The following is a 26,201-nucleotide window of genomic DNA, read 5'->3' on the forward strand; positions in this document are numbered from 1 at the left end:
CGCCGGCGCCGATGTCCTATTCGAAGCCGTTTGCACTGATCAGACTCACCGTCGCCGGCAGGGCACGCCTGAATACGTCCGCGGCGGCGTTGAGATCGTTCTCCACCAGGTTGCCCGCGGACGAATCGAAGGCCAGCACCTTGGCGTTGTAGTCGAACCGCGGGGCGTTCTGCGCCGCATCGGCCTGCGCCCCGCTGACTCCGAGCGAGAGCCTGCGGATGGCGCCGCCACCGAGCACCCTTGCGTGGATGTCGGCCACGCCATTGTTGTCGTTCGATCGCGTATCCAGATCGCTGGCCGAGGACACGAAGGTCACCACGCGGCCATCGCCCGAGAGGGCGGGCCTGCCGGACCCGCCGTTCCCGACGCTTCCCGTCGACCCCCGGCTGACCCACTCGGGGCTCCCTGTCGACGTGCCCACGGGGAGCGCGAACACTTCGTCCTGCAGCCCGGTCACTCCGGGCACCAGGGCCTCGTCGCTCTCGAAAGCCAGGTTCAGGCCCGCCCAGTCGAGGCTCGGCTTGCGGCTGCCCTGCATCCCGCAGCTCGATGCGGAGAAGCCGATCGGCTGACTGACCCGCCGACTCACGCCGGTCAGCATGTTGCGCATCATGATCGACGATGTCTGCGGCGCCGTGCAGGGGCTGGGCGCGCCCGAGAGCAGATTTTTGGCGCGGGTCTCCCAGGCCACCAGGCGACCATCCCCTGACACCACGGGCGCGCCGCTATCGCCATCGGCATTGCCCGGCGTATCGAGGCCCATGCTGGTCACCGCCTTGCAGGACACGCAGCGCAGATTGACCGTATCCGGCTCGTACTCACCGCCGGTCACCGGTGACAGCGGGATGCGGAACACGTTGGGCTGGCTGGGCTCGCCCTGCCCCGGAATCGGCAGGCCGGTGAAGACCACTGCGCCGGCGCCCGGCGCGATGACTGGCGTGGTGCCGGTGCCACCCGGGAGCGCATCACCCACGCGACGCGTGCTGCCGGTGAGCATGTTGCGCAGGAATACGCCGAAGCCGCTGCCCTTCTGCCTGAGCGCAGCCGCCTGCTTCGACTCGCCGCTCAGCTTGCCCACGCCGGCATCCGGCGCCACGAACACCACCAGCTGGCCGTCGGCCGATACCGAGGGTTCAATCGAAGCGCCATCGATCTCGCCCTCGGCGTCATCCAGGCTGACGCGGACCGTGACCGGCGGATCGGCCTGCGTATCGATGCGGAAGATGTCGCTGGCGCCGTTGCCATCCGCCTGCATGGTGAGGTTGGCGGCGGCGGACTCGAACACGATGAAGCGCCCGGCTCCGTCCGGCACCGCGGAACGGCTGTCTCCGTTGCCGGCCGGAGTCAGCGGTGCAACATCGCGCTCGGGGACATAGGCGAGCACCTGGACCGGGGACGATGCGTTGGTGGTGGTGCCGTCGCCCAGCATGCCGAAGTTGTTCTCGCCCCAGCACTGCAGGGTGCCGTCGGGAAGCTTCGCACAGCCATGATTGTGCCCGACGCCGATCGAGGAGACTCCGCTGGTCAGTCCGGACACGTCCACCGGGATGGTGCTGTTGCCGCTGCTGCCGGTACCCCCCTGAAAGCGGCTGTCGTTCAGTCCCCAACAGCGCACGCCGCCGCCGTCCAGCAGCGCGCAGCTGTGGTCGTGCCCGAGGGCGATCTGCTGCGGATCGGTGGAGAAGCCGCTCACCGTTACGGGCGTGGGCTGGGTCAGCACCGTATTGCCGTCGCCGAGCTGGCCGAACAGATTCCGACCCCAGCACTTCAATCCGCTGCCAACGAAACGCGCGCAGCTGTGGAACGCGCCGACGTCCACCTGATCGAAGCCGCTGGTCAGGCCGCTCACCAGCACCGGCGCATTGCGGTTGGTGGTGCTGTTGTCACCGACCTGCCCATTGTCGTTGCGGCCCCAGCAGAACACCGCCCCCGCGGCGATCGCGCAGGCGTGCAGGCTGTCGTGATTGCTGAGCGCGGTGACGCTGGCGCCAAGGCCGCTGACCGCCACCGGCAGCGGCTGGTCGGTGAAGTCACCATTGCCGAGCTGGCCAAAGGCGTTGTCGCCCCAGCAGTAGGCCGTATTGGACATGCCGATTACGCAGCTGCTTTCGCGCCCGGCGCTCACGCTGATCGCCGCCTCTGGCAGGCCCTGGACGGTGACCGGCGTGCGCCGGTCCTCCAGCGTGTTGTCGCCGAGCTGTCCGTTGTCATTGCGCCCCCAGCAGCGCACGCTGCCATCGTCGATCAGGGCGCAGGTGTGGCGCAGCCCGGCACTGATCGCCAGGACGCCGGACTCGAGTCCGACCACGTCGACGGCGGTCAGCTGATCCAGTTCTCCGCCATCGCCGACCTGACCCTCGAGATTGCTGCCCCAGCACTTCACCGCGCCGTCCACCGTCAGCACGCAGGTATGCTGCCAGCCGCCGGTCACCTGCATGACGCGATCGAGCGGACGCAGCGTCTGTGCGCCGGCCGTCCCCATGACGAGCGCCAGCAGGCCGAGCAGAACGAATCTGCGCCGGACCTGCACCGCATCCCGAGCGGTCACGCCCAATGGAACCCACTGCGGTTCGCGCCTGCGCGCTCCGGTTCGTTCGGTGATGGCGTCCACGTGCGCCTCGCTCTGCCGTGAACCGCGGTAATCCCACGACCGCGGCCCCGCCGGCGGCCACTGATCAGTGGTTCGAGTTCAGCGCCTTGCGACGATCAGGGCAATGACGCAAATGCGTCATGATGGGCGCGGCCTGGCAACGCCCCCTGCAGGCCGGGTTCCCGAGGCGGCTACTGCACCGCGCTGATTGCGCGGCGGGAGGTCTCGCCATCAAAGCCCCGGCGCTGAAGAAGGGCTGCCGCGCGCCGGCGGTCTGATGGGTCCTGAAGGCCCTGCGGAAAACGACGCGAGACCAGGTCAGCTGCCTGGTCCTGCCAGTCGACCTCCACGGCTTCGAGCACCTGGGAGATCAATGCATCGGGGAGCTGGTGCGTTGCCAGCTCGGCAGCGATGTAGCGCGGGCCGTAGCCGGACGCCACCCGCTGCCGGAGCAGGCTCTCGGCAAAGCGCCGCTCGTCCTGCAGACCGCTCTGCTCGAGGCGATCGAGCGCCTGGTCGACTGCCTCGGCCTCCTCGCCCCGCTGGACCAGCTTGCGGCGCAGCTCGTGCCGAGAGTGCTCGCGCCGCGACAGCAGGCCAACCGCCCGCTGCAGCGGGGTGCGCGGCGCTCTCGGCATCCCGCGCCTCAGGCCTCCTCGGCCTCGGCTTCGCTTTCCTCATTGGCGATCTGCGGGACGTAGAGCTCGCGCAGCTTGGCTTCGATCTCGGCGGCCAGCTTGGGATTGTCCTTGAGGAACTGGCGGGCGTTCTCCTTGCCCTGGCCGATGCGATCGCCGCCGCAGCTGTACCAGGCCCCCGCCTTGTCGATCAGCTTGGCATCGACGCCCATGTCGATCAGCTCACCCTCGCGGGAGATGCCTTCGCCGTAGAGGATCTCGGTGACGATCTGCTTGAACGGCGGCGCCATCTTGTTCTTGACGACCTTGATCTTGGTCTGGTTGCCGATGATCTCGTCGCCCTTCTTGATGCTGCCGATGCGGCGGATATCGAGGCGAACCGATGCGTAGAATTTCAGCGCGTTGCCGCCGGTGGTCACTTCCGGGCTCTGGCCCGGCATCATCACGCCGATCTTCATGCGCAGCTGGTTGATGAAGACCACCAGGCAGTTGCTGCGCTTGATGTTGCCGGTGAGCTTGCGCAGGGCCTGGCTCATGAGCCGGGCCTGCAGGCCGGGCAGCTGGTCACCCATCTCGCCCTCGATCTCGGCCTTCGGCGTCAGCGCGGCGACCGAGTCGACCACGACCATGTCCACCGCGTTGGAGCGGACCAGCATGTCGGCAATCTCCAGCGCCTGCTCGCCGGTATCCGGCTGGCTGACCAGAAGGTCTTCAACCTTGACACCGAGCTTCGCCGCGTAGGTCGGATCCAGCGCATGTTCGGCGTCGACGAAGGCGCAGGTGCCGCCGTTCTTCTGACACTCGGCGATGGCCTGCAGGGTCAGGGTGGTCTTGCCCGAGGACTCGGGCCCGTAGACCTCGACAACCCGTCCCTTCGGCAGGCCGCCGATGCCCAGAGCGATGTCCAGCATCAACGAGCCGGTTGGCACCACGGCGACCGCCTCGATGGCCTTGTCGCCCATGCGCATCACCGCGCCCTTGCCGAACTGTCGCTCGATCTGGGTCAGCGCCGCAGAGAGGGCGCGCTTCTTGTTGTCGTCCATGGGGAATCCTCGATGAGTTGACGCCGGGGAGGCTGACGCTGGGGCATCTCAGAAGCTGAGAGCACGCGCCGCCGTCAGGCCTGACAGTATCCCACAGGGTGCGGCGACGCCGTCGGCGTACTTCCCGTCAGGGGGTAAGACTTTTCAGTAAGCCATTGATCGCGGCGGCGACCGTCTGTCGGCGCACGGCCTCGCGGTCGCCGCCGAAGTGGAACACCTCGGCACGCGGATAACCGCCGCGTCGCTTCCAGCCGATCCAGACCGTTCCGACCGGCTTGTCGTCGGTGCCGCCGCTGGGTCCGGCGATGCCGGTGACGGCCACGGAGATGCTCGCCCCGGAGTGGACCAGCGCGCCGGAGACCATTTCCAGCACCGTCTCGCGGCTGACCGCGCCGTGCTCCATCAGGGTTTCCGGACGCACGCCCAGCAGGGCCTGCTTGGCCTCGTAGCTGTAGGCGGCCAGTCCGCAGTCGAACCAGTCGCTGCAGCCGGCGATGTCCGTCACGGTCTTGGCGATCCAGCCGCCGGTGCAACTCTCGGCGGTGACCAGCATCAGGTGCTGGGCGCGCAGGGCCTCGCCCAGGCGACCCGCCAACTCGGCGAGCTGCCCATCCGAAGGGACCGGGCTCATGGCGACAGGCGGCTCCTAGAAATCGACCCGCAGCGTAACCCAGCCGCTGCGGCGCTCCAAGGCGGGGACGCCGAGATTGCCCTCGCCCTCCCCGGCCACGCTGGTCGCGGGATACAGGGCAAGCGCGTTGCCCACATTCTTCAGCTGCAGGGCGATCGACCAGCCCGGCAGGCGGACGAAGCGGTAGCCCAGCCCGAGGTTGAGCACCGTGTTGCCATCGAGCTCGGGCGTGAAGCTGCTGCCATCCGCGTTCTCCTGCACCGGCGGGTACCAGTGCGGCCAGTCGAGCAGACTGGCATGCAGGCTCAGCGCGCCCTCGCGGCCGCCGGGCCGCCACTCGGCCTGCAGCCGGTTGACCCGCTCGGGGAAGGACCGCGCCAGCGGCGATGACTGGCGGCCCGCTACGTAGATGTTGCCCGGACCGAACTGGCCGGCCGACGAAGAAGTCACCTCGACCCGCGAGTGGCTGGCCCGGAGCGTCAGCCCCAGCTCATCCAGCCTGTACTCGGCCTCCAGCTCAAGACCCGCGTGGTGCAGCGAGCCCGGGTTGTTCTGGAAGTAGAACACCCCACCCCAGTCACCGATCACGTCGGAGCCGATCCGCGTGGCAGCCGCGACGGCTTCGGCGCGTGCGACATCGTCGGCGATGAAGTACGCGCCGACGCCGATCACGTTGCGGGTGACGTTGTAGAACAGGGTCGCCTCGACCTGCCAGTTCACCGAGGGATGCCAGCCGGCCGCCAGCTCGAGGCTGGAACTTTTCTCCGGGCTGACCGGGCGCAGGTTGCGGTTGCCGTTGGCAGCGAAGAAGGGGTTGGACTCGACCTGCCCGAAATTGGCCTCGCGCAGCAGGCCGTCGCCCTCGAAGCCGCCGCTGTAGTTGACCCCGACCGCGCCGCGGAAACCGGTCTGCCAGGACAGCCGCCAACGCCACTCGGGCGTGTTCTGGAAGAGCAGGCCGAGCCGCGGACTGACTTCGGAGCCCCAGTCGGGATGGTCGTCCCAGCGCGCGGCCAGGAACAGCTCCCAGCCCGAACCGAGATCGATGAAGTCCTCGGCGAACAGGCTCATGACCCGGGTCCGGCCGGGCAGGCTCCAGCGATTGAACCGGTTGAGCCGGGCCGGCCCTTCGTCGAGCACGGCCTGCTGCGTGTTGACCAGGAAATTGTTGCCGCGCGCATTGCGCTGGCCGGCATGCAGGCGGGTCCACTCGGCACCGAGGGCGATGCGGTGGCCGTCCAGCAGGCTGTCACTGCGGAACTGCGCGCGCAGTGCGCTGCGGCTCTCCCGATGTCCGCCGAGCACCATGCCGGGGATCAGGCTGCGCGCGGCGCCCGCTCGGGTACCGCCGTGCGAACTCAATTCGTAGTCGTCGATCTGGTGAAACAGCTCCACCTGCGCCTCTCCGCGCGCGAAGCCGTGGCGATAGCCCAGCACCAGCCCGTCCAGACGCTGCTCGACCCGTTCGCGGTCCCGGCGCCAGTTGTAGAGATCCCGGCGCTGCTGGAAGCGAAACGCACGCAGCGACCAGCGCCCGTCGTCCAGATCGAACATCAGATGACCGTAGTCGCCACGTCGCAGATGGTGGTTGCGTTCGAACACACTGAGCCCCTGCTCAACCTGCAGGCCCAACCCCTCGTTGCGATACGGCTCACCTTCGAAACGCCCGTCGCTGAGATAGAGCGAGGCGAGCCAGTCGTTCCAGCGCCAGCGATGGCGCAGCGCGGCACCGGTCCTTCCATCCTCGCCCGCCACCAGGGTGGCGTGGCTGCGGCTGCCACGGGTCACGATGTTCACCACGCCAAGCAGGGCGCCCTGCCCCAGGGTCACCGAGCCGGGGCCGCGGATGACCTCGAGGCGCTCGATGAAGGCCAGGTCGAGTCCATTGAGCACGGCATCGGGCGGCCCCCAGAACCAGTCCGCATTCAGGGACACCCCGTCGAGCAGGAGCAGCAGCTTCGAGTTGTTGTCCGGCGCAAGGCCACGCACGCCGGCAATGGTGTCGTCCTGGTCCTCGACCAGGAAGAAGCCGGGCACGTGGATCATCAGCAATTCGTTGAGCGTCCGCGCCCCGCTGTGGCGGATCTGCGCCGCGCTGATGGTGGTAACCGCGGCAGGCTGGCGGTCGGCACGCAGGCTGACCCGCGAGGCCACCGAGACATCCGTGGCCATCAGCTCTTCCAGGCTCATCCCCATGTAGTCCTGGGAGACGGCGGCATTGGCGTGGACAAGGCCCAGCGCCAGCAGCACGCACAGGATCGCGCCATGGTGCATCGGGCAGCGCCTACTGGGGATTTGCAGCCTTGGCATGCGCGTCTTCAATCCCGGATCTGGTGCTACCATCGTCCGCACTCACTCTAGCGCGTTGTGATGCCGATGCGGGAGTGTTTCGGCGTTGTGGCACGATCCGCCGAAGCGCCGGCCGATGACGTCCGGGAGTCCTGGGACACCCGCCGCGGGGAGGTGCGATGCGGTTACCGCTGCAGCTGTTGCTGGTGTCGCTGGCCCTGCTCGCGTCCGCCGCCCAGCCGGCCCTCTCCGCCTCCGAGCGTGAGGCGGCGATCCGCGCCGCATTCCTCTACCGGCTGTCGTTCTTCGTCCACTGGCCCGAGGGCGAACTGGCCGATCCGGGCGCGCCGATTTCCGTCTGCGTCGTCGCAGCGGGCGAGTCCGAAGTCTTTCGCCAGCTTGAGCTGGGCGCGCGCCGCTGGAAGATCGGCGAACGTCCGATGCGGGTCCAACTGCTGGCCGGCGGCGCAGCGCTCGAGGGCTGCCATATCGCCTATATCGAGGGCGACCTGCCCGCCGCGCGGCTTCCCGGCCAGCTGGTCGTGGTCGAATCGATGGCGCGGCTGGACGGCATTGGCGACCTGGCCCTGGTTGCGACCCGGACCGAGGACGGCGGAACCCGTCTGGGCTTCCACGCCGATCGCCAGCGCCTCGCGCGGGCCCGCTTCAGTCTGAGCTCGCAGCTGATGCAGCTGCTGAGCTTCCGCGCCGAGCGGCCGGGAGACCCCTCTTGAACGCGAGCCCCTCCGTGGAGAAGAAGCGCGTCGGCACGCCGGCCGATGCCGACGCCGGATGGTCCGCGCAGCTTGGCAGGCTGCCCTTCCACACCAAGCTGGCGGTGATCTCCACCGGCATCTGCCTGCTCTGCCTGATGGTGGCCGCGGGGGCGATGGCCGCCTTCCAGCACCAGGCACTGGCGGAACTGCTGGTTAATCGCGCCAAGACCCAGGCCGAGGTGGTGGCGGCGAACAGCGAGGCGGCACTGAGCTTCATGGACCGCGGCGCGGCCAGCCTGGTACTGGGCAATCTCGAAGCCGACCCGAGCATCGAGGAGGCCCAGCTCAGATTCCTCTCATCGTCCGGGAGCGAGGAACCGGGAGACAGCCTCGCCACCTACACGCGCGGCGGACAACCGCGTGCGCTGCCCGACTTCGCGGAAGATCGCACCCTGCGCGAGGGTGACACGCTGCACCTCCTGCAGCCGGTGATGCAGGGCGGATCACCGATCGGATTTCTCTATCTGCGGGTGTCGCTGGGCGAATTGGCGGTGCTCCGCTGGCGACTGCTCTGGCTTTCCGGGCTGCTGGTGCTGGCGGTCATCAGCCTGGCCTGGATGCTGTCCCGCCCCCTCCAGGGCATGGTGACCCGGCCGGTCACCGAGCTGTTGCATACCACCGACGCAGTGCGGGTCAGCAAGGACTACACGCTGCGCGCCCGTGTCCTCGCGAATGATGAACTGGGCCGGCTCACCCACGCCGTGAACGCCATGCTCGCCGAGGTCCAGGCGCACGATGCCGCGCGCGCCATGGTGGAGACCGAGATCCGCGACCTCAATGAACAGCTGGAGCAGAAGGTCCGCCACCGTACGCAGGACCTGCAGGCCTCCAACCTCGACCTGCAGGAGGCCCTGGCCTCCCTTCGCCAGACCCAGACGCAGCTGGTGGAATCGGAGAAGCTGGCTGCGCTCGGTGGGCTCGTCGCGGGCGTCGCCCATGAGATCAATACCCCGATCGGGGTCTGCGTGACGGTTGCCTCCCACCTCGAGGAATCCGTGCTCCGCATGCAGCGCGCCTACCGCGAGGGGATCCGCCGCAGCGAGCTGGAAGCCTTCCTCGAGGAAAGCCACCAGGCGGCCGAGATCATCAATGGCAACCTGCGTCGCGCGGCGGATCTGGTTCGCAGCTTCAAGCAGGTGGCGGTCGATCAGGGCAGCGAGGAGAGAAGGCAGTTCGAGGCCGCCAACTACCTCGCCGAGGTACTGCGCTCGGTCGGTCCGGAGCTGAGGAGGCAACGCATCGCCGTCGAACTCGACTGCCCACCGGGGATCCTGCTCGACTCCTATCCCGGCGTGCTCGCCCAGATCGTGACCAATCTCGCGATCAACTCCCGCCAGCACGCCTTCGATGGAACCAGCGACGCACCGCGGATCCAGGTCCGGGGGCGTCTGGAAGACGGACAGTTCGTGATGCACTTCGAGGACAACGGCCGGGGCATGACCGAGGAGGTGCGCCAGCACATCTTCGAGCCCTTCTTTACCACGCGCCGCGGCAGCGGCGGCAGCGGCCTCGGCCTGCACATCGTCTACAACCAGGTCACCAAGCAGCTGCGCGGACAGATCAGCTGCGACAGTGAGCCGGGCGTGGGCACCCGGTTCGTGCTGCGTATGCCGAGGGTTACGCCGGGCCGGCCCGAAGCGCCGCCCCCCGACATGAACCTGTCTCAAGGGGGGGCGCCCCAGGGCTGACATCCGGGCCGGCGCGGAGGCTTGTTGCGCCCCTGCGGCTCAGTGCACCGTCGGCTTGGCGTCCGGCGGACGCACCAGGGTGCGCTGCATCAGGCGGTCAAGCCGGGGCGTCCAGTCGGGGCCGGTCAGCGGGCCATCCAGCACGAAGACCGCGATGTCGTGCCCCGGCACCTCGACCTCGGCCTGTCCCTCGGCAAGGTCCGCGCCGCCCAGTGCAGCGCGCCAGCGACCCGTGGGCAGCCCCGGGGGCAGCCCCACGCGGGCCGGCGCCTCGCCCTTGTTCAGCAGCACCAGGGCGGTCTGGGTGATCTCTCCGGTCTGCAGCACGCGCAGGAAGGACGCCGTGTGCCCGGCAAACGAGAGGTTCAGCTGCAGGCCGCGCTGCAGGGCGGGCGTCTTCTCGCGCAGCCGGGCGACGCGCGACAGCCGCTCGCGGATGACATGCCCGCGGGCCGCCTCGATGCCCTCGACGCCGAAGTAGGCGCGATTGCCGGCGTGCTCGCCCCGGCCACGCATGAAGCCCATCTCCGAGCCGTAGTAGACGACCGGAATCCCGCGGGCGGTGAACAGCCAGTTGTGGGCATCGATGAATCCCTCATCGCTGGCCTGCATCCGCGGCATGTCGTGGTTGTCATAGAAGATCACCAGGTCATAGGGGTTCTGATAGGGCCCGGTTTCCAGATGCAGGGCCGGCAGCAGCTCGGCGAAGTCGCTGTCGGTGCGGCTGAAGACCTTGTCCATCGCCTCCTTCAGCGGGAAATCGAGCATGCTGATCGAGCCGTTCTCGGGCCAGGTGAACGGGGCGATGTTCTTCGCCTCGTAGTCAAAGGCCTCACCGAACAGGAACAGGCCCGGCCGCCGTTCCCTCAGCCGCTCCGCGACGAGCTTCCAGAACGCCAGCGGCTGGTGCCGGATGGTGTCGATGCGCAGCGCATGCGCACCCTGGTCGAGCCAGTCGAGATAGGCCGAGACCAGGTATTCGACCACGTCCGGGTTGTCCGGATTGAGGTCGGACAGCTGGGCCAGTTCGGCCTTGGTGTTGTAGAAGGCGTGCAGCGGATTGTTCTGCGGATCCAGCTGCTCGGGCGGCAGGTTCTGGTGGTCGGCGAGCAGGCTGCCGTCGGCGGCGAAGAGCTGGCCGAACTGCGGCTGCGCCTCGGGCATGCTCCAGGCCGGCGAGCCGTGGTTGCCGACGATATCGAGTACGGTCTTCAGCCCCTTGTCGCGAAGCCCGGCGGTCAGTTCGGCAAAGCCCAGCCCCGGGCTTGGAAGGTGTTCATCGACGCGATGGAAGTTGATCGCCCAGTAGCCGTGGTAGCCGCTCTTTCCGCGGTCGGAAAGAAACGAGGTGCAGCTGATCTCGTCGCCGCCGGTAAAGGCCTGGTCCGGATTGTCGACGATGGGCGTGATCCACAGCGAGGTGAAGCCCATCTCGCGGATGTAGTCGGCCTGATCAAGCAGGCCGCGGAAATCGCCGCCGAGGTAACCGATGTTGCCGGCCACACCGTCGCAGGGCTCGAGCGGGATGTCGAAGGTGGGATGGGCCCCGCCCTGCTCGCGCTGGTCATTGCCGGGATCGCCATTGACGAAGCGGTCGGTGAGCACGAAGTACAGCGCCTCCGCGGCAAACGGCTCGAGCGTGCCGTAGTAGCGAGCCGGCTTCTCCGCGACGCTGCCGGCCGGGGGCTGAGCATCCTGGCAGCCGGCAAGAAGCCCCAGCAGGGCCAGGCTCAGGATCTTCTTCATGGTCTCCCCCGGATCAGTGCGCAGCGGCCATTGCCGGGGCGCGGACGGTACGCGGCTCGTCCACCCGCGACAGGCAGGCGGCGCCGACCAGCAGGCTGGCGCCGCTGATCATCAGCGCGGCGATCGGCTGGGTGTCGAACAGGCCCCGCAGCGTCGGCCCCAGCAAGGTGGCGGCGACGATCTGCGGGATCACGATGAACATGTTGAAGATGCCCATGTAGACGCCCATGCGCCGAGGGTCGACGGCACTGGCCAGCAGGGCGTAGGGCATCGAGAGGATGCTCGCCCAGGCCACACCGACCAGGGCGAACGAGCCGATCAGGTAGACCGGCGCCGGCACGAAGTACATGGACAGAAAGCCCAGCCCGCCCAGCGTCAGTGAAACAAAGTGGACAAGGCGCCGGTTCACCACCCGGCGGGCGGCGTAGAAGCTCAGCAGCAAGGCCACCGCCATGGAGGACAGGCCGTAGTAACCCATGTACGAACCCACCAGGTCGGCGGCGTTCTGGAAGGCCTGGTTGGCGCCAGTGAACGCCTCGGCCTGGGCCGCCACCGCCATGTCGAAGGCGGCCGGGTCGGGGGCAGGAGCGCCGAACACGTGATCGGTCAGGGCCGGCGTCGCCATGCTCCACATGCTGAAGAAGGCCAGCCAGCTGAAGAACTGCACCACGCCGATATTGAACATCTGCCGCGGCATGTGGCGCACCAGGTGGAGGATGTCGCGGACCAGCGAGCCGTCGCGGCGCTCTTCCTCGAAACGGGCCATGTCCTCGGGCGGGGATTCCGGGGTGGTGACCACGGTCACCAGGATGCTGAGCAGGAACACCGCGGCGCCGATGGCGAAGGCGATCTTCACCGAGTCCGGCACCACGCCCGGCGCAGCCACATTCGACACGCCGAGCTGGTTGACCATCCACGGCAGATTGCTGGCCACCCAGGTGCCGATGCCGATGATCAGGGTCTGCACGACGAAGCCGTAGGAGCGCTGCTCGTCGGGAAGCTTGTCGGCGACCAGGGCGCGGAACGGCTCCATGCTGATATTGATCGACGCGTCCAGTACCCAGAGCATGCCGGCCGCCACCCACAGGGTCGGCGAGTGGGGCATGAACAGCAGGGCGATCGAGCTGAGAATGGCGCCGATCAGGAAGAACGGGCGACGCCGACCCAGGATCGGATGCCAGGTGCGATCGGACAGATAGCCGATCACCGGCTGCACCAGCAGACCGGTCAGCGGCGCGGCGATCCACAGCAGGGGAAGTGCGTCCTTCTCGGCGCCGAGGGTCTGGAAGATCCGCGACATGAAGCCGCCCTGCAGGGCGAAGCCGAACTGGATGCCGAGAAAGCCGAACGACATGTTCCAGATCTGCCAGAACGACAGGTGCTGCTTTCCGGCCATCGCGTCCCTCCCAGAACGGTTCCCGCCCGCGGGCCCGCCCCGCGAAAGGCCGAGATTAACCCGCGTTTGGCCCGCTTGAGTGCGCCGCGCCCGCGGCAGGCATTGAATACGTATTCAATGCCGCTTCCGTCCGCCGGTTGCCGGCGTGGCCCTCGCCCCAACGGTGCATCCACTCAAAGGCCAGGTTGAACACCAGCACGCTCGCAATCGCCGCGAGCAGGCCGGGCACGCCGATGAGCGCCCACTCACGCCATAGCGTCCAGGCGAACTGCGCCACGCAGAGCACGGCGACGAAGTACAGGGTCGGCTGGCGTCCGATCCGATTGACGATGAACACGCCGAGCGGCGCGCCGACCGCAACGATGGGCGCCGCGGCCAGCCAGTTCTCGTAGACCCCGGGCTGGACGCCGGTGACCTGTGACTTGAAGAGGATCCCGACCACAGAGGTGAAGGCCATGATCAGCACCGAGGTCGGTATGGCGATCCTGAGGTCGGCGCGACGCAGCAGGATCAGTGCGGCGTAGAGGATCATGTCGATGCCGACCCCGGTCACCGAGGCCACGCACAGGCCGGCGCCAAGACCGACGCCGAAGCCGACCGCGGCATCGAAGCGCGGCATCGGCGCACTCGGGCCGTGGACGCTGCAGAACTCACGGGTACGCAGCAGGTGCAGCACGCCGAAGCTGGCCCAGATCACCGCGAACAGCAGCTTGATCCACAGCGCCGGCACCAGCGGGGCGACGAAGAGGATGCCCAGCGGCGTGCCGATCAGCGAGCCCAGCATCGCCGGCCCGAGCATCGCCCACTCCAGCGGCTGTCGACGGCAGAGGATGAGGATCGAGGCGCTGACCATGCCGATGCTCTGCACCGCGAAGCTGAAATCACGGCCCAGTTCGGCCGGCTGGTCGAAGAGCAGGACCAGGATCGGAAAGCCCACCGTGCCGCCACCCATCGGCGTCGAACCGGCGACGTAGGAGCCAAGCCCCATCGCCAGGGCAATCCCCCAGTGCTCGGCAAGCAAGGCGAGGCCACCGGCCCGGTCCACCAGCACACCCCACACGGCATAGAACAGCAACAGCCAGAGCAGCCAGGGCAAAAGGCGGCGGAGCGGGGCGTGGCGGTCGGTCGGCATCGGCGGACACTACAAAAAAAGAACCCCGCCGGGGAGAGCACCGGCGGGGCAAGATGGGTACCGCTTACCGATATCAGAACTTGTAGGTCACGCCCAGCAGCACGGTTCGGCCGTACTCGACGAACTTGCGCGGCCGGTCCTGCACGTTCGGGTCGCGGAAGAACTCGCGGTACTCCTCGTTGGTGAGGTTGTTGACCTGGAGCAGGATGGTTGCGCCGTTGAGGCTCGATTCCTCGCCGAAGGCGTAGCTCATCTGGAAGTCGACCACGTCCTCGCCGCGGATGAACTGCGTCTCGCGGTCGGCGCCGAAGCCCTGGATCTCACCGCGGAACGAGGAGCGCGAGCGCTGGCTGATGCGGGTCGAGAACCCGCCGCGCTCGTAGTAGGCGGTGAGGTTGCTGACATAGCGCGACAGGCCCGGAAGGGTCTGGGTGACCGCGCCGTTCGGACCGTTGGGGCTGATGCTGCTGCGGGTGTCGGAGTAGCTCGCGAGGACGCCGAAGCCATCCAGGGCGTCCCACACCGTGCCGAGCGGCAGCGAGGTGGCCAGCTCCCAGCCGTTGATCGAGCCGCCCTCGCCATTGGCCTGCTGTCGGAACTCACCGATGGTGGTACCCGGCAGGTTCGGACTGTTGGCGAACGGGCTGAGGTCGAAGACGCTGAAGTCGAAGTTGGTGTTGACTTCTTCGTAGATGAAGGTGTTCAGGTCCTTGTGGAAGACCGCGGCGCTGACATAGCCCTGGCCGTCACCGAAGTACAGCTCCCAGGACAGGTCGAAGCTGTCCGACTCCCAGGGGCGCAGGCGCGGGTTGCCGCCCGAACCCGACCAGAACGGCTGCGCCCGGCTGGCATCGATGCCGAAATCGGCGAAGAAGCGCATGTGGTCCATGCGCGGCCGGGCGACCTGCCGGGCCGCACCGAAGCGCAGCGTCTGCGCATCGGTCAGCTGCAGGGCGAGGTTGAGGCTGGGCAGGACGTCGGAATAATCGTCGCCGTCGACCACAGGCGTCGCCGTGCCACCATCGCCGCCACGCACCGAGAGACCGCGCGACTCCTGCTCGACGTCGATGTACTGCAGGCCCAGATTGCCGCGCAGGTACATGCCGGCGACCTCGGTGTCGATGTTCAGCTGGCCGAAGAGCTGGACGATGTCCTCTTCGACGGACCAGTTCTTCGCCGCACAGTCACGGCAGTTGTTGGGCCGGAAGTTGTAGAAGCGATCCACCACGCCGCGCGTGTTGTACGCGATCACACCGGTATTGCTGAAGGGCAGTCCGGTCGGCGACTGCAGCAGCTCGCTGGGAATCAGCTGGAACCCCGCGCCGGCGAGGTCAAGGAAGAACTCGTTCGACTCGCGGCTCTTCTCGCGATTGGAGTAGTTCACACCCGCCTCGAAGCTGCTGAATACGCCTTCGAGGAAGCTCCGCTCCACCGCCAGACGCGCCGAACGCAGCTCGTCGTCGACGTTCGGATACTTGACGTAACCGTCCTGGCCCCAGCCGCCCGGGTCGGTCAGGCCGATGATCGAGGGATCGGCATAGTCGAGACCGAACTGGAAGCGCGCGGGACCGTTGGCGCGGTCGAGCGAGAAGGCCGCGGTGTCGGTGGTGGCGGCACCGGCGTAAACCTCGAGGATCTCCTGGTTGCGGTCGGCCTTGGAAAGGCTGAAGTCCGCCACGGCGCGGAAGTCCTCGTTGAACCAGAACTCGTTCTTGAAGCCGATGGCGAACAGCTTGTCATCGAAATCGGACAGGTCGGTGCGCACCACCGGTCGGATGCCGGTCCAGTTGCCCGAGACCAGGAAGCCATCCTCGACTACGGGGTTGGCCAGCGAGGCGCCGGACCAGCCGAGGCCGAACTCCATCCAGCGGGTGGTCTCGGCGCGCTCGAACTTCGAGTAGTAGACGTCGATGGCGCCGGTGTAGATGTCGTTCGGAGCGAACTCGAGCACGCCCATCAGGCCGTCGCGGACGTTGTCCACCGAGCCGGCCTTGAGCTTGTTGCCGCCGAGCACCAGCACGTCATTGCCGGCGCTATCCTGAAAGGTCGGAAAGCCCCAGGCCTCCCACTCCTTGAACTGGCCCGGCGAATCGAGACGGGCGTAGCCGATCGCAAGGCCGATGGTGTCGTCGGCGAACTTGTCGATAAAGGCCGCGCTGACACGGTAGCCCATGTCGTCATAGCCATCGTTGAGGTTGCCGAGCGAGTTCTCTTCCAGGCGCCCGTTGAACGACAGCCGCGGACCCGAGTACGACAGCGGCCGCACAGTCTGCAGATCGACGGTGCCGGAGATGCCCTGGGCCGGCAGCTTGGCGTCCGGGGTCTTGTAGACGACCACGCCCGAGAGCAGCTCGGAGGGATACTGGTCAAACTCGACGCCGCGGTTGTCGCCGGCGCTGACCTGCTCACGGCCGTTCAGCAGGGTGGTCGAGAAGTCACCGGCGAGGCCGCGGATGTTGATGGTCGAGGCGCGACCGGCGACGCGCTGGGCCGAGAGGCCAGGCAGCCGGGCGATCGATTCGGCGATCGAGGTGTCCGGCAGCTTGCCGATGTCTTCGGCAGAAACCGCCTCGACGATGGAGTTCGAGACCTGCTTGATCGCGATCGATTTCTGGATGCTGCGCGCGATGCCGGTGACGACGTAGGAATCCAGCTCGACGGCCTTCTCCTCGTCCTGGGTGCGCAGGTCCTTGCGTCCCTGTGCCTCATCGTCCTCGGCCTGCTGCGCGTGGACGCCCTGTGCCAGCATCAGCGTGGCCGAAGCCAGCGCGACGCTCAGCAGATTCCGCTTGAGATTGTGCATCTCCCCCTCCCTCCAAGATCACAAGAGTGTTGACCGCCCCTCCTTGCATCGCGGTCGATGTGGCGGGGTCAAGGCACGTTTCGACAAGCTCGGAAACGCGTTCGGGAGAGGATATCCGGCACCGCCATGCCTGCGGCTTGGATGCATACGTATTCATAGCCAGTACAGGTTCCAGGCACCGCCGCAGGCCCCGTCCGGACTGGCTTTCCGGCCCTGCCCGGAGCCGGCCGGCGCGTGGTCATCCCGCCCGGCGGCGACAGGTGAAGAACCCGTTGAGCGTCAGCCGGCCGCGCGCGGGATCGGCATCCAGCAGCTCGGGCGCGGGGATGTCGCTGCAGTGGAACAGGCCGCCGTCGTAGAAGATCAGACGGTTCCAGCGCGGCGGCACGTTAAGCGCGTGCTCGAACCAGTCCGAGCTGTCGCGCATGTAACCCGCCGTGATGCCGTAGCGGGCAGAGAAGTCCGCTGGGGACAGCTGCCCGGAGTCGTGCACCAGCCTGGCGACCTCCATCGCCGGCCGTCGCGGGCGGAAGAAGTTCGTGCCCCCCAGACGCGGGTCGCGGAACAGGTACAGCACCGAGGCCGCCGCGCACTGTTCCGGCGGCAAAGAGAAACGGTCGCGATGACAGATCCACTGCCGTGGCTCAAGCTGCTCGGGCTGGCGGGTGACCAGGGCGAGACGGCTGAACACGCCAAGCGTGCGTCGGGCCCCCAGTTCGCTGCGGCAGGTGCGGCCGAACAACTCATCGAGGCGTTGCGAAACGGCGTCGGGCAAGGCCAGCTGGACACCGGGATAGGCATCCTTGTCCGAACTGGCGAAGGCTTCACGATGCTGGCTCGCGCGCTCGACCCAGCGCTCTGGCTCGCTGAGTGCGTCGTCGACCACCCAGACACGGATGTCGGGCGCCGCCTCGACCACCGACACGCTGGCCCTCGGATTCAACATCGACCCTGATCTCGCAGGCTGCACGGGAGCGGCGACATGTTACCGATGCGGGCCCGAGCGCTGGCAAGCGCGACGAACCGTCGTGGTCGCAGAACGACCGGGTGGGTGAGAGACCGCATTGGGCGCAAAGAAGACCTTCCACAACACCCGAATGTAGGAGCCAGCTTGCTGGCGATCGTCCCATCCGTGGCGCCTATCGCCAGCAAGCTGGCTCCTACAGCGGGACCGGGGCGAATGCGAACTTCGCGCCCAGCCCTGCCCCTCGCCCCAACCGTCTCACGCCGCTTCGCGGGTGGCGGCGGCGCAGTGCTGGCGAATGAAGTCGTCGTGCTGGGGCATGACCTCGGCCGAGCGCTCGAGTACGCCCTTCACCCCCTCCACCATGCGCCGGATCTCGTCCTTGGGGATCAGGTCGACCATCGGGTGGTAGCGCCGGGGCAGCACGTTCTGGCCGAAGAACACCTGGACCCAGCTTGACTCGGTGAACAGCTCCTCGTGCTCGCGGAACACCCGGCCGGCGCTGCGGAACAGTTCGATCTTCTCGCGCAGCGAATCCGGCAGGTCGATCTCCCGGCAGTGCTGCCAGAAGGGCTCCTCGCGCTCGGTGGCCCAGTAATGCAGGATCAGGAAATCGCGGGAGCGCTCGAACTCGAACTGGACCTGGCGATTGAAGCTGTCGATGTCGGCCTGGTTGAAGCTGCGGTCGGGGAAGAAGGCGATGAGCTTGGAGATGCTCGACTGGATGAAGTGGATGCTGGTCGATTCCAGCGGCTCCATGAAGCCCGAAGCCAGACCGATCGCCACGCAGTTGCGCTGCCAGAACTTGCGCCGCATCCCGGTCACGAAACGCAGCGGGCGCGGCTCGGCCAGCGGCCGGCCGTCGAGGTTTCCGAGCAGGGTCGCGGCGGCCTCGTCGTCGCTGATGAAGTCGCTGCAATAGACCAGGCCATTGCCGGTGCGGTGCTGCAGGGGGATGCGCCACTGCCAGCCGGCCTCGCGCGCGGTCGACCGGGTGTACGGGGTGATCGGCGTCACCGACTCGCAGGGCACGGCCAGCGCGCGGTCGCAGGGCAGCCAGTGGCGCCAGTCGTGGTAGCCGGTCTTCAGCGCCTCCTCGATCAGCAGACCGCGGAATCCGGAGCAGTCCACGAAGAGCTCGCCCTCGATGCGCGCACCTCCCTCCAGGCGCACCGCCCGGATGAAGCCGGACTCGCCATCCAGTTCGACATCGACCACCTTGCCCTCGGTGCGGCGTACGCCGCGTGCCTCGGCAAAGCGGCGCAGGAATCCCGCATAGAGCGAGGCGTCGAAGTGGAACGCGTGGAAGACGTTGGACAGCGGCGAGTTCTGCACCTTGGCGCCGCGCATGAAGCGATTGCGGCGGGCCGCAACGGTGTTGAAGGTGTAGTCGCCAAGATCCCCCGCCTCGCCGGCCTGATGCAGCTTGTACCAGTAGTGGTAGAAGGGCACGAGACCGAGGTCGCGCCCGCCGACGTTGCCGAAGGCGTGCAGGTAGGCGTGGCCCTTGCGCGTCCAGTCGGCAAACTCGATGCCCAGCTTGAAGCTGCCCTGGGTCTCGCGGACGAACTCGTTCTCGTCGATGCCGAGGGTGGCGTTGTACAGGCGGATCTGCGGGATGGTCGCCTCGCCGACGCCGACGATGCCGATCTGCTCGGACTCGACCAGTTCGATTTCCAGGCGGCCGTCGAACAGCTTGGCCAGCGCGGCCGCGGTCATCCAGCCCGCGGTGCCGCCGCCGACGATGACCAGCTTCCTGATCGCCTGGTTGTCCATGCCCTGCCCTCCTCGTCTGACGGCGCATCCTAACGGCAAGCGGCGGCTGTCCGCGCTGCTGTCCCCCGCATACGTATGCAGCCGCCCGCCGCGCCGGACTGACCTAGGATCGGTGGAACGAAGGGAGGAACCCATGCCCCAACCCCTGCTGCTGAGCGCCGTGCTCGCCATGACCGCCGTGCCCGCCGCCCGCGCCGATGCGGTGGCCGACTGCAACGCCGAGAGCTTTGCGCGCGTGCTCACGCCAGCCGCCGAGGCCAGCCCTGCGGCCACCGCGATCTGGCTCGACCGGAGCCGCCTGCGCTGGCCCGAGGGCTCGACCGGGGGACGCTTCAGCCTGCACGTTTCCGCCAGAGGGGGGATCGTGGCCCGTGCCGGCTCGCCGGTCAGCGGCGCCGACGGTTCCACCCCGCTGCAGATCGAGCAGGCGGCCTTGCCGGCCGAGCTGGAGGCCCGCTTCCGCTGGTTCGGACCTGGCGTCACCCTGACCCTGCCCCCCGAAATGGCCGGCAAGATCGCCGGCTGGCACCAGGGGCAGCTGGTGCTGGTCGAGGAGACCGCCGACGGACGCGTCCTGCGCGCGGCCAGCGTGCAGCACGCCGCCGCGCTGGACGACCTGTTCGCCGGCGCGGCCGAGCAGGCGCCGCTCGGCAGCCAGCCGGCGCCGGGCTCGACCCGCTTCGCCCTGTGGGCGCCCACCGCGCGCCAGGTGCAGCTCTGCGACTATCCCGGCGCCAGTGCCGCCGCGGAGCGCGTCCTGCCGATGCAGCCCGACCCGCGCTCCGGGGTCTGGACGCGCAAGCATCCGGAGGACCTGCGCCACCGCTACTACACCTACCTCGTCGACGTCTTCGTCCCCGGCCACGGCCTGGTGCGCAACCGGGTCACCGACCCCTACTCGCTCGGCCTCTCTACCCAGTCGCGGCGCAGTCAGGTCATCGATCTCGATGATCCGGCGACCCAACCGGAGGGCTGGTCGGGCGCGCCGCGCCCTGCCCCGCTCGACTCGCCGGTGGACGCGGTGATCTATGAGCTGCACGTGCGCGATTTCTCCTTGCTGGATGACCGCGTGCCAGCGGCCGACCGTGGCAAATACCTGGGCTTCGCCCACCCCGATTCGCGCGGCATGCGCCATCTGCGCGCCCTGGCCGGGGCCGGTCTCACCGACGTCCACCTGCTGCCGGTGTTCGACTTCGCCACCGTGCCCGAGTCCGGCTGCGTCGAACCGCAGGTCTCCGGCGCGGCCGACAGCGCGACCCAGCAGTCGACCATCGACCGCGTTCGCGGCGAGGACTGCTTCAACTGGGGCTACGACCCTCTGCACTTCAACGCACCCGAAGGCAGCTATGCCAGCGATGCCGGGGACGGCCGCGTGCGCATCCGCGAGTTCCGGCAGATGGTGATGGCCCTGCACGCGGCCGGTCTGCGCGTCGGCATGGACGTGGTCTACAACCACACCAGCGCCAGCGGCCAGGACCGCAACTCGGTGCTCGACCGCGTCGTGCCGGGCTACTACCAGCGTCTGAACCGACAGGGTGGCGTCGAGACCTCGACCTGCTGCGCCAACACCGCGACCGAGCACGCGATGATGGCCAGGCTGATGATCGACTCGGCGGTGATCTGGGCGCGCGACTACCGCATCGACAGCTTCCGCTTCGACCTCATGGGCCACCAGCCGCGCGCCGCGATGGAGCGCCTGCGGGCCGCCGTCAACGAGGCCGCCGGGCGGCGCATCGACCTGCTCGGCGAGGGCTGGAACTTCGGCGAGGTGGCGGATGGCTCGCGCTTCGTGCAGGCCTCCCAGCTGTCGCTGAACGGCAGCGGCATCGCCACCTTCAGCGATCGCGCCCGCGATGCCGTGCGCGGCGGTGGCTGCTGCGACAGCGGCGAGGCCAGCGTGCGCGAGCAGGGCTACGTCAATGGCCAGTTCTACGCGCCGAACGCTTCGGCGCAGAACCGCTTCAGCCGCAACGATCTGCTGCGCACGGCGGACATGGTCCGCGTAGGCCTCGCCGGCTCATTGCGCACCTACGAGATGGTCACCGCCGACGGTTCACGCAGGCGCCTTGAGTCGATCCCCTACGCCGGCAGCCAGCCCGCCGGCTACGTCAGCCAGCCCACCGAAGTGGTCAACTACGTCGAGAACCACGACAACCAGACCCTGTTCGACATCAATGTGCTGAAGCTGCCGCTGGACACGTCGCCCGAGGAGCGCGCCCGGGTGCAGATCCTGGCCGCGGCGATCAATGCCTTCAGCCAGGGCATCGCCTACTACCACGCCGGCATCGACGTGCTGCGCAGCAAGTCGCTGGACCGCAACAGCTACGACTCCGGCGACTGGTTCAACCGCCTCGACTGGTCCTACCAGGACAACTTCTTTCCCGCCGGCCTGCCCCCTGCATGGGACAACCAGGCCAGCTGGAGCCAGATGCGGTCGCGGCTCGCCGCGCCCGGGATCAAGCCCGGCCCTGAACAGATCGATTGGACTCGACGCGCCTTTCTCGACCTGCTGCGGATCCGAGCCAGCTCGCCGCTGTTCCGGCTGCGCAGCGCCGACGAAATCATCCAGCGCCTCCGGCTGCTGAACACCGGCCCGCAGCAGGTGCCGACCGTGCTGGTCGGACTGCTGGATGGCGAGGGGCTGGCCGATGCCGGCTTCGCCGCCGTGACCTACGCCGTCAACGTCCGCTTGCAGGCGGAAACGCTGACCCTGCCGGCGCTGGCCGGCAAGGCCTGGCAGCTGCATCCGGTCCATGCGTCGCCGGACGCGGCCGACCGGCGCGCCGCCGAACAGTCTGGCCTCGACGGCAGCACCGGCCGGCTGTCAGTGCCGGCTCGTACGGCGGTGGTGTTCGTCGCAGCGCGCTAGCGCGGTTGTAGGAGCCAGCTTGCTGGCGAGCAGGTCCTTTCACACGCCCATCGCCAGCAAGCTGGCTCCTACAGGGGCTGGAGGTCAGCCCTCGCCGGGCAACGGGGCCGGCTCGCCTTCGGCACTGGCCGGCGGCGGAAGAGCGCCTTCGCCGCCCTCGCCGTTGGCACCGCCTTCGAGGCCGTCCTCGTCCTCTTCCTCCAGCGTCTCCACCGCCACCACGCCGACCAGCGACTCGTCGTCCGGCAGGCGGATCAGGGTCACGCCCTGGGTATTGCGGCCGACCCGGGTGATCTCATTGGCGCGGGTGCGCACGAGGGTGCCCTGATTGCTGATCAGCATGATCTCGTGGCTCTCGTCGAGCTGCACCGCGCCGACCAGGGCGCCGTTGCGCTCAGTGGTCTGGATGCCGATCACGCCCTGCGTGCCGCGGCCCTTCTTCGGGTATTCCTCCAGCGGCGTGCGCTTGCCGAAGCCGTTCTCGCAGGCGGTAAGGATGTCGCCATCGCCTTCGGCCACGATCATAGAGACCACCTTCTCGCCCTCGGCCAGACGCATGCCGCGAACGCCGGTGGCTGTGCGCCCCATCGAGCGCACGGTCGACTCGTCGAAACGCACGGTCTTGCCGTTCGAGGCGAACAGCAGGATGTCCTGGTTGCCGTCGGTGATGGCCACATCGACCAGCGAGTCGCCCTCGTCGAGGTTGATGGCGATCTTGCCGCGCGCCAGCTGGTACTCGAACTCCTTCAGCGGGGTCTTCTTCACCGTGCCCTTGGCGGTGGCGAAGAACACGAACATATCCTCGGGGAAGTCCCGCACGGGCAGCACGGCCTGGATCTTCTCGCCGGCTTCCAGCGCGACGAAATTGATGATCGGACGGCCGCGCGAGTTCGGGCCGGCCTCGGGCAGCTGGTAGACCTTGGGCCAGAACACCTTGCCGTTGCTGGTGAAGCTCAGCAGCACGTCATGCGTGTTGGCAATCCACAGCCGCTCGATGAAATCCTCTTCCTTGGTCGAGGCCGCCGAGCGACCCTTGCCGCCGCGGCGCTGCGAGCGGTAGGTGCTGACCGGCTGGCGCTTGGCATAGCCCTGGTGGGACAGGGTGACCACCATGTCCTCCGGCGCGATCAGGTCGAGGATGTCGAGGTCCTCCTGCGACTCGCGGATCTCGGTGCGGCGGGCGTCGCCGAACTCTTCCTTGAGGTTGCGCAGTTCGGTGCGGATGACGTCCAGCAGCACGTCCGGATTCTCGAGGATCTCGATCAGCCCGCGGATGGTCTCCAGCAGCTGCTTGTACTCGTCGGTGAGCTTTTCCTGCTCGAGGCCGGTCAGGCGGTGCAGGCGCATCTCGAGGATCTGCTGCGCCTGGGTCTCGGTCAGCTGGTAGCCGGAGGCCAGCAGGCCCACGCCGGGGGGCAGGTCTTCCGGCCGCGAGGCCTCGGCCCCGGCGGCCGACAGCAGGGCGCCGACCAGGCCGGGCTCCCAGGTGCGCGCCAGCATGCGCTCCCTGGCGACCTGCGGGTTTTCCGAGGTCTTGATCAGCTCGATCATCTCGTCGATGTTGGCCAGCGCGACGGTCAGGCCTTCGAGGATGTGGGCGCGGGCGCGGGCCTTGCGCAGCTCGAAGATGGTCCGCCGGGTAACCACCTCGCGGCGGTGGCGGACGAAGGCCTCGAGCACTTCCTTGAGGTTCAGCAGCTTGGGCCGGCCATCGACCAGGGCGACCATGTTGATGCCGAACACCGACTGCATCGCGGTCTGCTGGTACAGGTTGTTCAGCACCACATCGGCCGCTTCGCCGCGCTTGACCTCGATGTAGATGCGCATGCCGTCCTTGTCGGACTCGTCGCGCAGCTCGGAGATGCCCTCGAGCTTCTTTTCCTTGACCAGCTCGGCGATCTTCTCGATCAGCCGCGCCTTGTTCACCTGGTAGGGCAGCTCGGTGACGATGATGGCCTCGCGGCCGGTGTCCTCGTTGGTCTCGATATCCGCCTTGGCGCGCATCAGCACGCGGCCGCGGCCACCGTGGTAGGCGGCGTGGATGCCGGCGCTGCCATTGATGATGCCCGCGGTCGGGAAGTCCGGCCCGGGGATGTGCTGCATCAGGCCCTCGATGCCGATCGACGGGTCGTCGATCAGGGCGATCGTGGCGTCGACCACCTCATTGAGGTTGTGCGGCGGGATATTGGTCGCCATGCCCACCGCGATGCCGGCCGAGCCGTTGATCAGCAGATTGGGCGCGCGCGACGGCAGCACCGTCGGCTCGAGTTCCTTCTCGTCATAGTTGGGCTGGAAATCGACGGTTTCCTTGTCGATGTCGGCCAGCAGCTCGTGGGTGAGGCGCGACATGCGCGCTTCGGTGTAACGCATGGCCGCCGCGCTGTCGCCGTCGACCGAGCCGAAGTTGCCCTGCCCGTCCACCAGCAGGTAGCGCAGCGAGAACGGCTGCGCCATGCGCACCAGGGTGTCGTAGACCGACTGGTCGCCGTGCGGATGGTACTTACCGATCACGTCACCGACGATGCGCGCCGACTTGTAGTAGGGCTTGTTGCTGTGGGCGCCCAGCTCGTTCATGGCGAACAGCACGCGGCGGTGCACCGGCTTCAGGCCATCCCGCACGTCGGGGAGCGCGCGGCCGACGATCACGCTCATGGCGTAATCAAGGTAGCTCTTGCGCATCTCGTCTTCGAGGTTGACCGGGATGATTTCCTTGGCGAGATCGGACATCGAGATCCTTTGACGAGCAGACGGTAAACCGGCCTCGGCGAGCGGGCCGCGAGGCCGCGCCCGGCAGCTGTCGAAACAGGGGGCCGGAAAGCGCAAAAGTGTAACATGGCCAGCGGGTTAGCGTGCCGGCATCGAGGCCAGGGCTTGCCTTGGCAGGGCATGCGGCACGGACCGCGCGGTCGGGGCACCGGGGCTGGGGCCCTCCCCGGCATGGAAGGCCCGGGCTTGCCCGTTCGCACTGCGCGTACTACCGCCCGTCGCCGCTCTGCGCGATGGGGCGAACCGGCGGCTCGTGGGCGGTGTCCGATGCGCACCATCACCGGGGGAGAACCACCATGCGCCACGCCGTCGCCTGCCTGATCCTGTGCCTGTCCCTGCCCGGCCTTGCGCTGGGCGCCGAACCCGAACTCGATGAGGCGCCGATCCGGTCCGCCCTGACGCGCCTCGCCCCGCAGCTTCAGATCGAGCGCATTGCGCCCGCGCCACTGGCCGGCCTGGCCGAGGTCAGCGCCGGCGGCCAGGTCTACTACGTCAGCCTCGACGGCCGGCACCTTCTGCACGGCTCCCTGCTGCGCACGGCAGACGGCGTCGACCTGACCGAGATCCGCCGCAGCGCGCTGCGCGCCGCCGCCATCGACGCCCTGCCCCTCGACGCCCGCATCCGCTACGCGCCGAAGTCCCCGGCCGAGCACCGGGTCACCGTGTTCACCGCGGTCGACTGCGGCTACTGCCGGCGCTTCCATGCCGATATCGAGGGCTATCTCGCCGCCGGCATCGCGGTCGACTACGTGATGATTCCGCTCGCCGGCCCCGGCTCGCCGGCCGAGACCCTGTCGCGACGCGTCTACTGCGCCAGCGACCGACTGGGCGCGTTCACCGCGGCCACCCATGGCACCGCCTTCGAGGCGCCGGACTGCGACTCTGCCTACCCGCAGGGTGTCGAGCTCGCGAAGCGACTGGGCTTTGGCACCACGCCGACCATCGTCGCCGAGGACGGCCGCGTGCTGGGCGGCTATCTCGACCCGACCCAGCTCAAGCAGCGGCTGACCGCCGGGCGCTGAGCCGACCGGAAAGGCCGCCACGACGACCCGAGGATCCTTTGCTAAGCTGCCCTCGACCATCGGGGAAACGCC

Annotated in this window: 16 protein-coding genes; 4 read left to right on the forward strand and 12 right to left on the reverse strand. The window is 68.1% G+C overall.

Going from position 1 to position 26,201, the window contains the following annotated elements:
* Window positions 1–16: 16 nt before the first annotated feature.
* The 5 genes from M0G41_RS06390 to M0G41_RS06410 form a co-directional block, all read right to left on the reverse strand.
* Window positions 17–2,611: a hypothetical protein gene (locus M0G41_RS06390; protein WP_248206637.1), complete on the reverse strand. Its 2,595-nt coding sequence runs from the start codon at window positions 2,609–2,611 to the stop codon at window positions 17–19.
* 170 nt (window positions 2,612–2,781) lie between these two features.
* Complete coding sequence (locus M0G41_RS06395) at window positions 2,782–3,228, reverse strand: regulatory protein RecX (protein WP_248206639.1); 447 nt, start codon at window positions 3,226–3,228, stop codon at window positions 2,782–2,784.
* An 8-nt stretch (window positions 3,229–3,236) separates the two neighbouring features.
* Window positions 3,237–4,271, reverse strand: coding sequence for a recombinase RecA (recA, locus tag M0G41_RS06400; RefSeq protein WP_248206642.1), 1,035 nt, complete (start codon window positions 4,269–4,271; stop codon window positions 3,237–3,239).
* A gap of 127 nt (window positions 4,272–4,398) precedes the next feature.
* A complete protein-coding gene (locus M0G41_RS06405; RefSeq protein WP_248206644.1) occupies window positions 4,399–4,902 on the reverse strand; it encodes a CinA family protein in 504 nt (167 codons plus the stop codon).
* Between the two features lie 15 nt (window positions 4,903–4,917).
* A complete protein-coding gene (locus M0G41_RS06410) occupies window positions 4,918–7,176 on the reverse strand; it encodes a TonB-dependent receptor plug domain-containing protein (RefSeq protein ID WP_248206647.1) in 2,259 nt (752 codons plus the stop codon).
* 194 nt (window positions 7,177–7,370) lie between these two features.
* Between M0G41_RS06410 and M0G41_RS06415 the strand changes: the two genes are divergently transcribed.
* Together M0G41_RS06415 and M0G41_RS06420 are read left to right on the forward strand one after the other, a co-directional pair.
* Window positions 7,371–7,925 carry a YfiR family protein gene (locus tag M0G41_RS06415; protein ID WP_248206650.1) on the forward strand — a complete coding sequence of 185 codons (555 nt, stop codon included), beginning with the start codon at window positions 7,371–7,373 and terminating at the stop codon, window positions 7,923–7,925.
* Window positions 7,922–9,655, forward strand: coding sequence for an ATP-binding protein (locus M0G41_RS06420; protein ID WP_248206653.1), 1,734 nt, complete (start codon window positions 7,922–7,924; stop codon window positions 9,653–9,655). Before M0G41_RS06415 ends, M0G41_RS06420 begins: the two co-directional genes overlap by 4 nt.
* A gap of 39 nt (window positions 9,656–9,694) precedes the next feature.
* Here the strand turns inward: M0G41_RS06420 and M0G41_RS06425 are convergent, their stop codons facing one another.
* From M0G41_RS06425 to M0G41_RS06450, 6 genes are all read right to left on the reverse strand, one after another.
* Window positions 9,695–11,401, reverse strand: a complete 1,707-nt coding sequence (locus M0G41_RS06425; protein ID WP_248206655.1) for an alpha-amylase family glycosyl hydrolase — start codon at window positions 11,399–11,401, stop codon at window positions 9,695–9,697.
* 13 nt (window positions 11,402–11,414) lie between these two features.
* On the reverse strand, window positions 11,415–12,797 hold the full coding sequence (locus M0G41_RS06430) for an MFS transporter (protein WP_248206657.1): 1,383 nt from the start codon (window positions 12,795–12,797) through the stop codon (window positions 11,415–11,417).
* Window positions 12,798–12,852: 55 nt separating this feature from the next.
* A complete protein-coding gene (locus M0G41_RS06435; protein WP_248206659.1) occupies window positions 12,853–13,929 on the reverse strand; it encodes a sulfite exporter TauE/SafE family protein in 1,077 nt (358 codons plus the stop codon).
* A gap of 73 nt (window positions 13,930–14,002) precedes the next feature.
* Window positions 14,003–16,732, reverse strand: coding sequence for a TonB-dependent receptor (locus M0G41_RS06440; protein ID WP_248206662.1), 2,730 nt, complete (start codon window positions 16,730–16,732; stop codon window positions 14,003–14,005).
* Window positions 16,733–16,970: 238 nt separating this feature from the next.
* Complete coding sequence (locus tag M0G41_RS06445) at window positions 16,971–17,678, reverse strand: DUF6445 family protein (RefSeq protein ID WP_248206665.1); 708 nt, start codon at window positions 17,676–17,678, stop codon at window positions 16,971–16,973.
* Window positions 17,679–17,954: 276 nt separating this feature from the next.
* On the reverse strand, window positions 17,955–19,472 hold the full coding sequence (locus M0G41_RS06450; RefSeq protein WP_248206667.1) for a tryptophan halogenase family protein: 1,518 nt from the start codon (window positions 19,470–19,472) through the stop codon (window positions 17,955–17,957).
* A gap of 133 nt (window positions 19,473–19,605) precedes the next feature.
* Here M0G41_RS06450 and M0G41_RS06455 point away from each other — a divergent pair, with 133 nt between their 5' ends.
* Entirely contained in the window at window positions 19,606–22,341 is a 2,736-nt protein-coding gene (locus M0G41_RS06455) for an alpha-1,6-glucosidase domain-containing protein (protein WP_248206670.1), read from the forward strand.
* A gap of 84 nt (window positions 22,342–22,425) precedes the next feature.
* Here the strand turns inward: M0G41_RS06455 and gyrA are convergent, their stop codons facing one another.
* Window positions 22,426–25,068, reverse strand: coding sequence for a DNA gyrase subunit A (gyrA, locus tag M0G41_RS06460; protein ID WP_248206674.1), 2,643 nt, complete (start codon window positions 25,066–25,068; stop codon window positions 22,426–22,428).
* Between the two features lie 335 nt (window positions 25,069–25,403).
* Here gyrA and M0G41_RS06465 point away from each other — a divergent pair, with 335 nt between their 5' ends.
* On the forward strand, window positions 25,404–26,129 hold the full coding sequence (locus tag M0G41_RS06465) for a DsbC family protein (RefSeq protein WP_248206676.1): 726 nt from the start codon (window positions 25,404–25,406) through the stop codon (window positions 26,127–26,129).
* The last annotated feature ends 72 nt before the right edge of the window (window positions 26,130–26,201 follow it).

The sequence above is a fragment of the Pseudomarimonas salicorniae genome, from assembly GCF_023156535.1.
In the GTDB taxonomy this organism is placed as follows: Bacteria; Pseudomonadota; Gammaproteobacteria; order Xanthomonadales; family Xanthomonadaceae; genus Pseudomarimonas; species Pseudomarimonas salicorniae.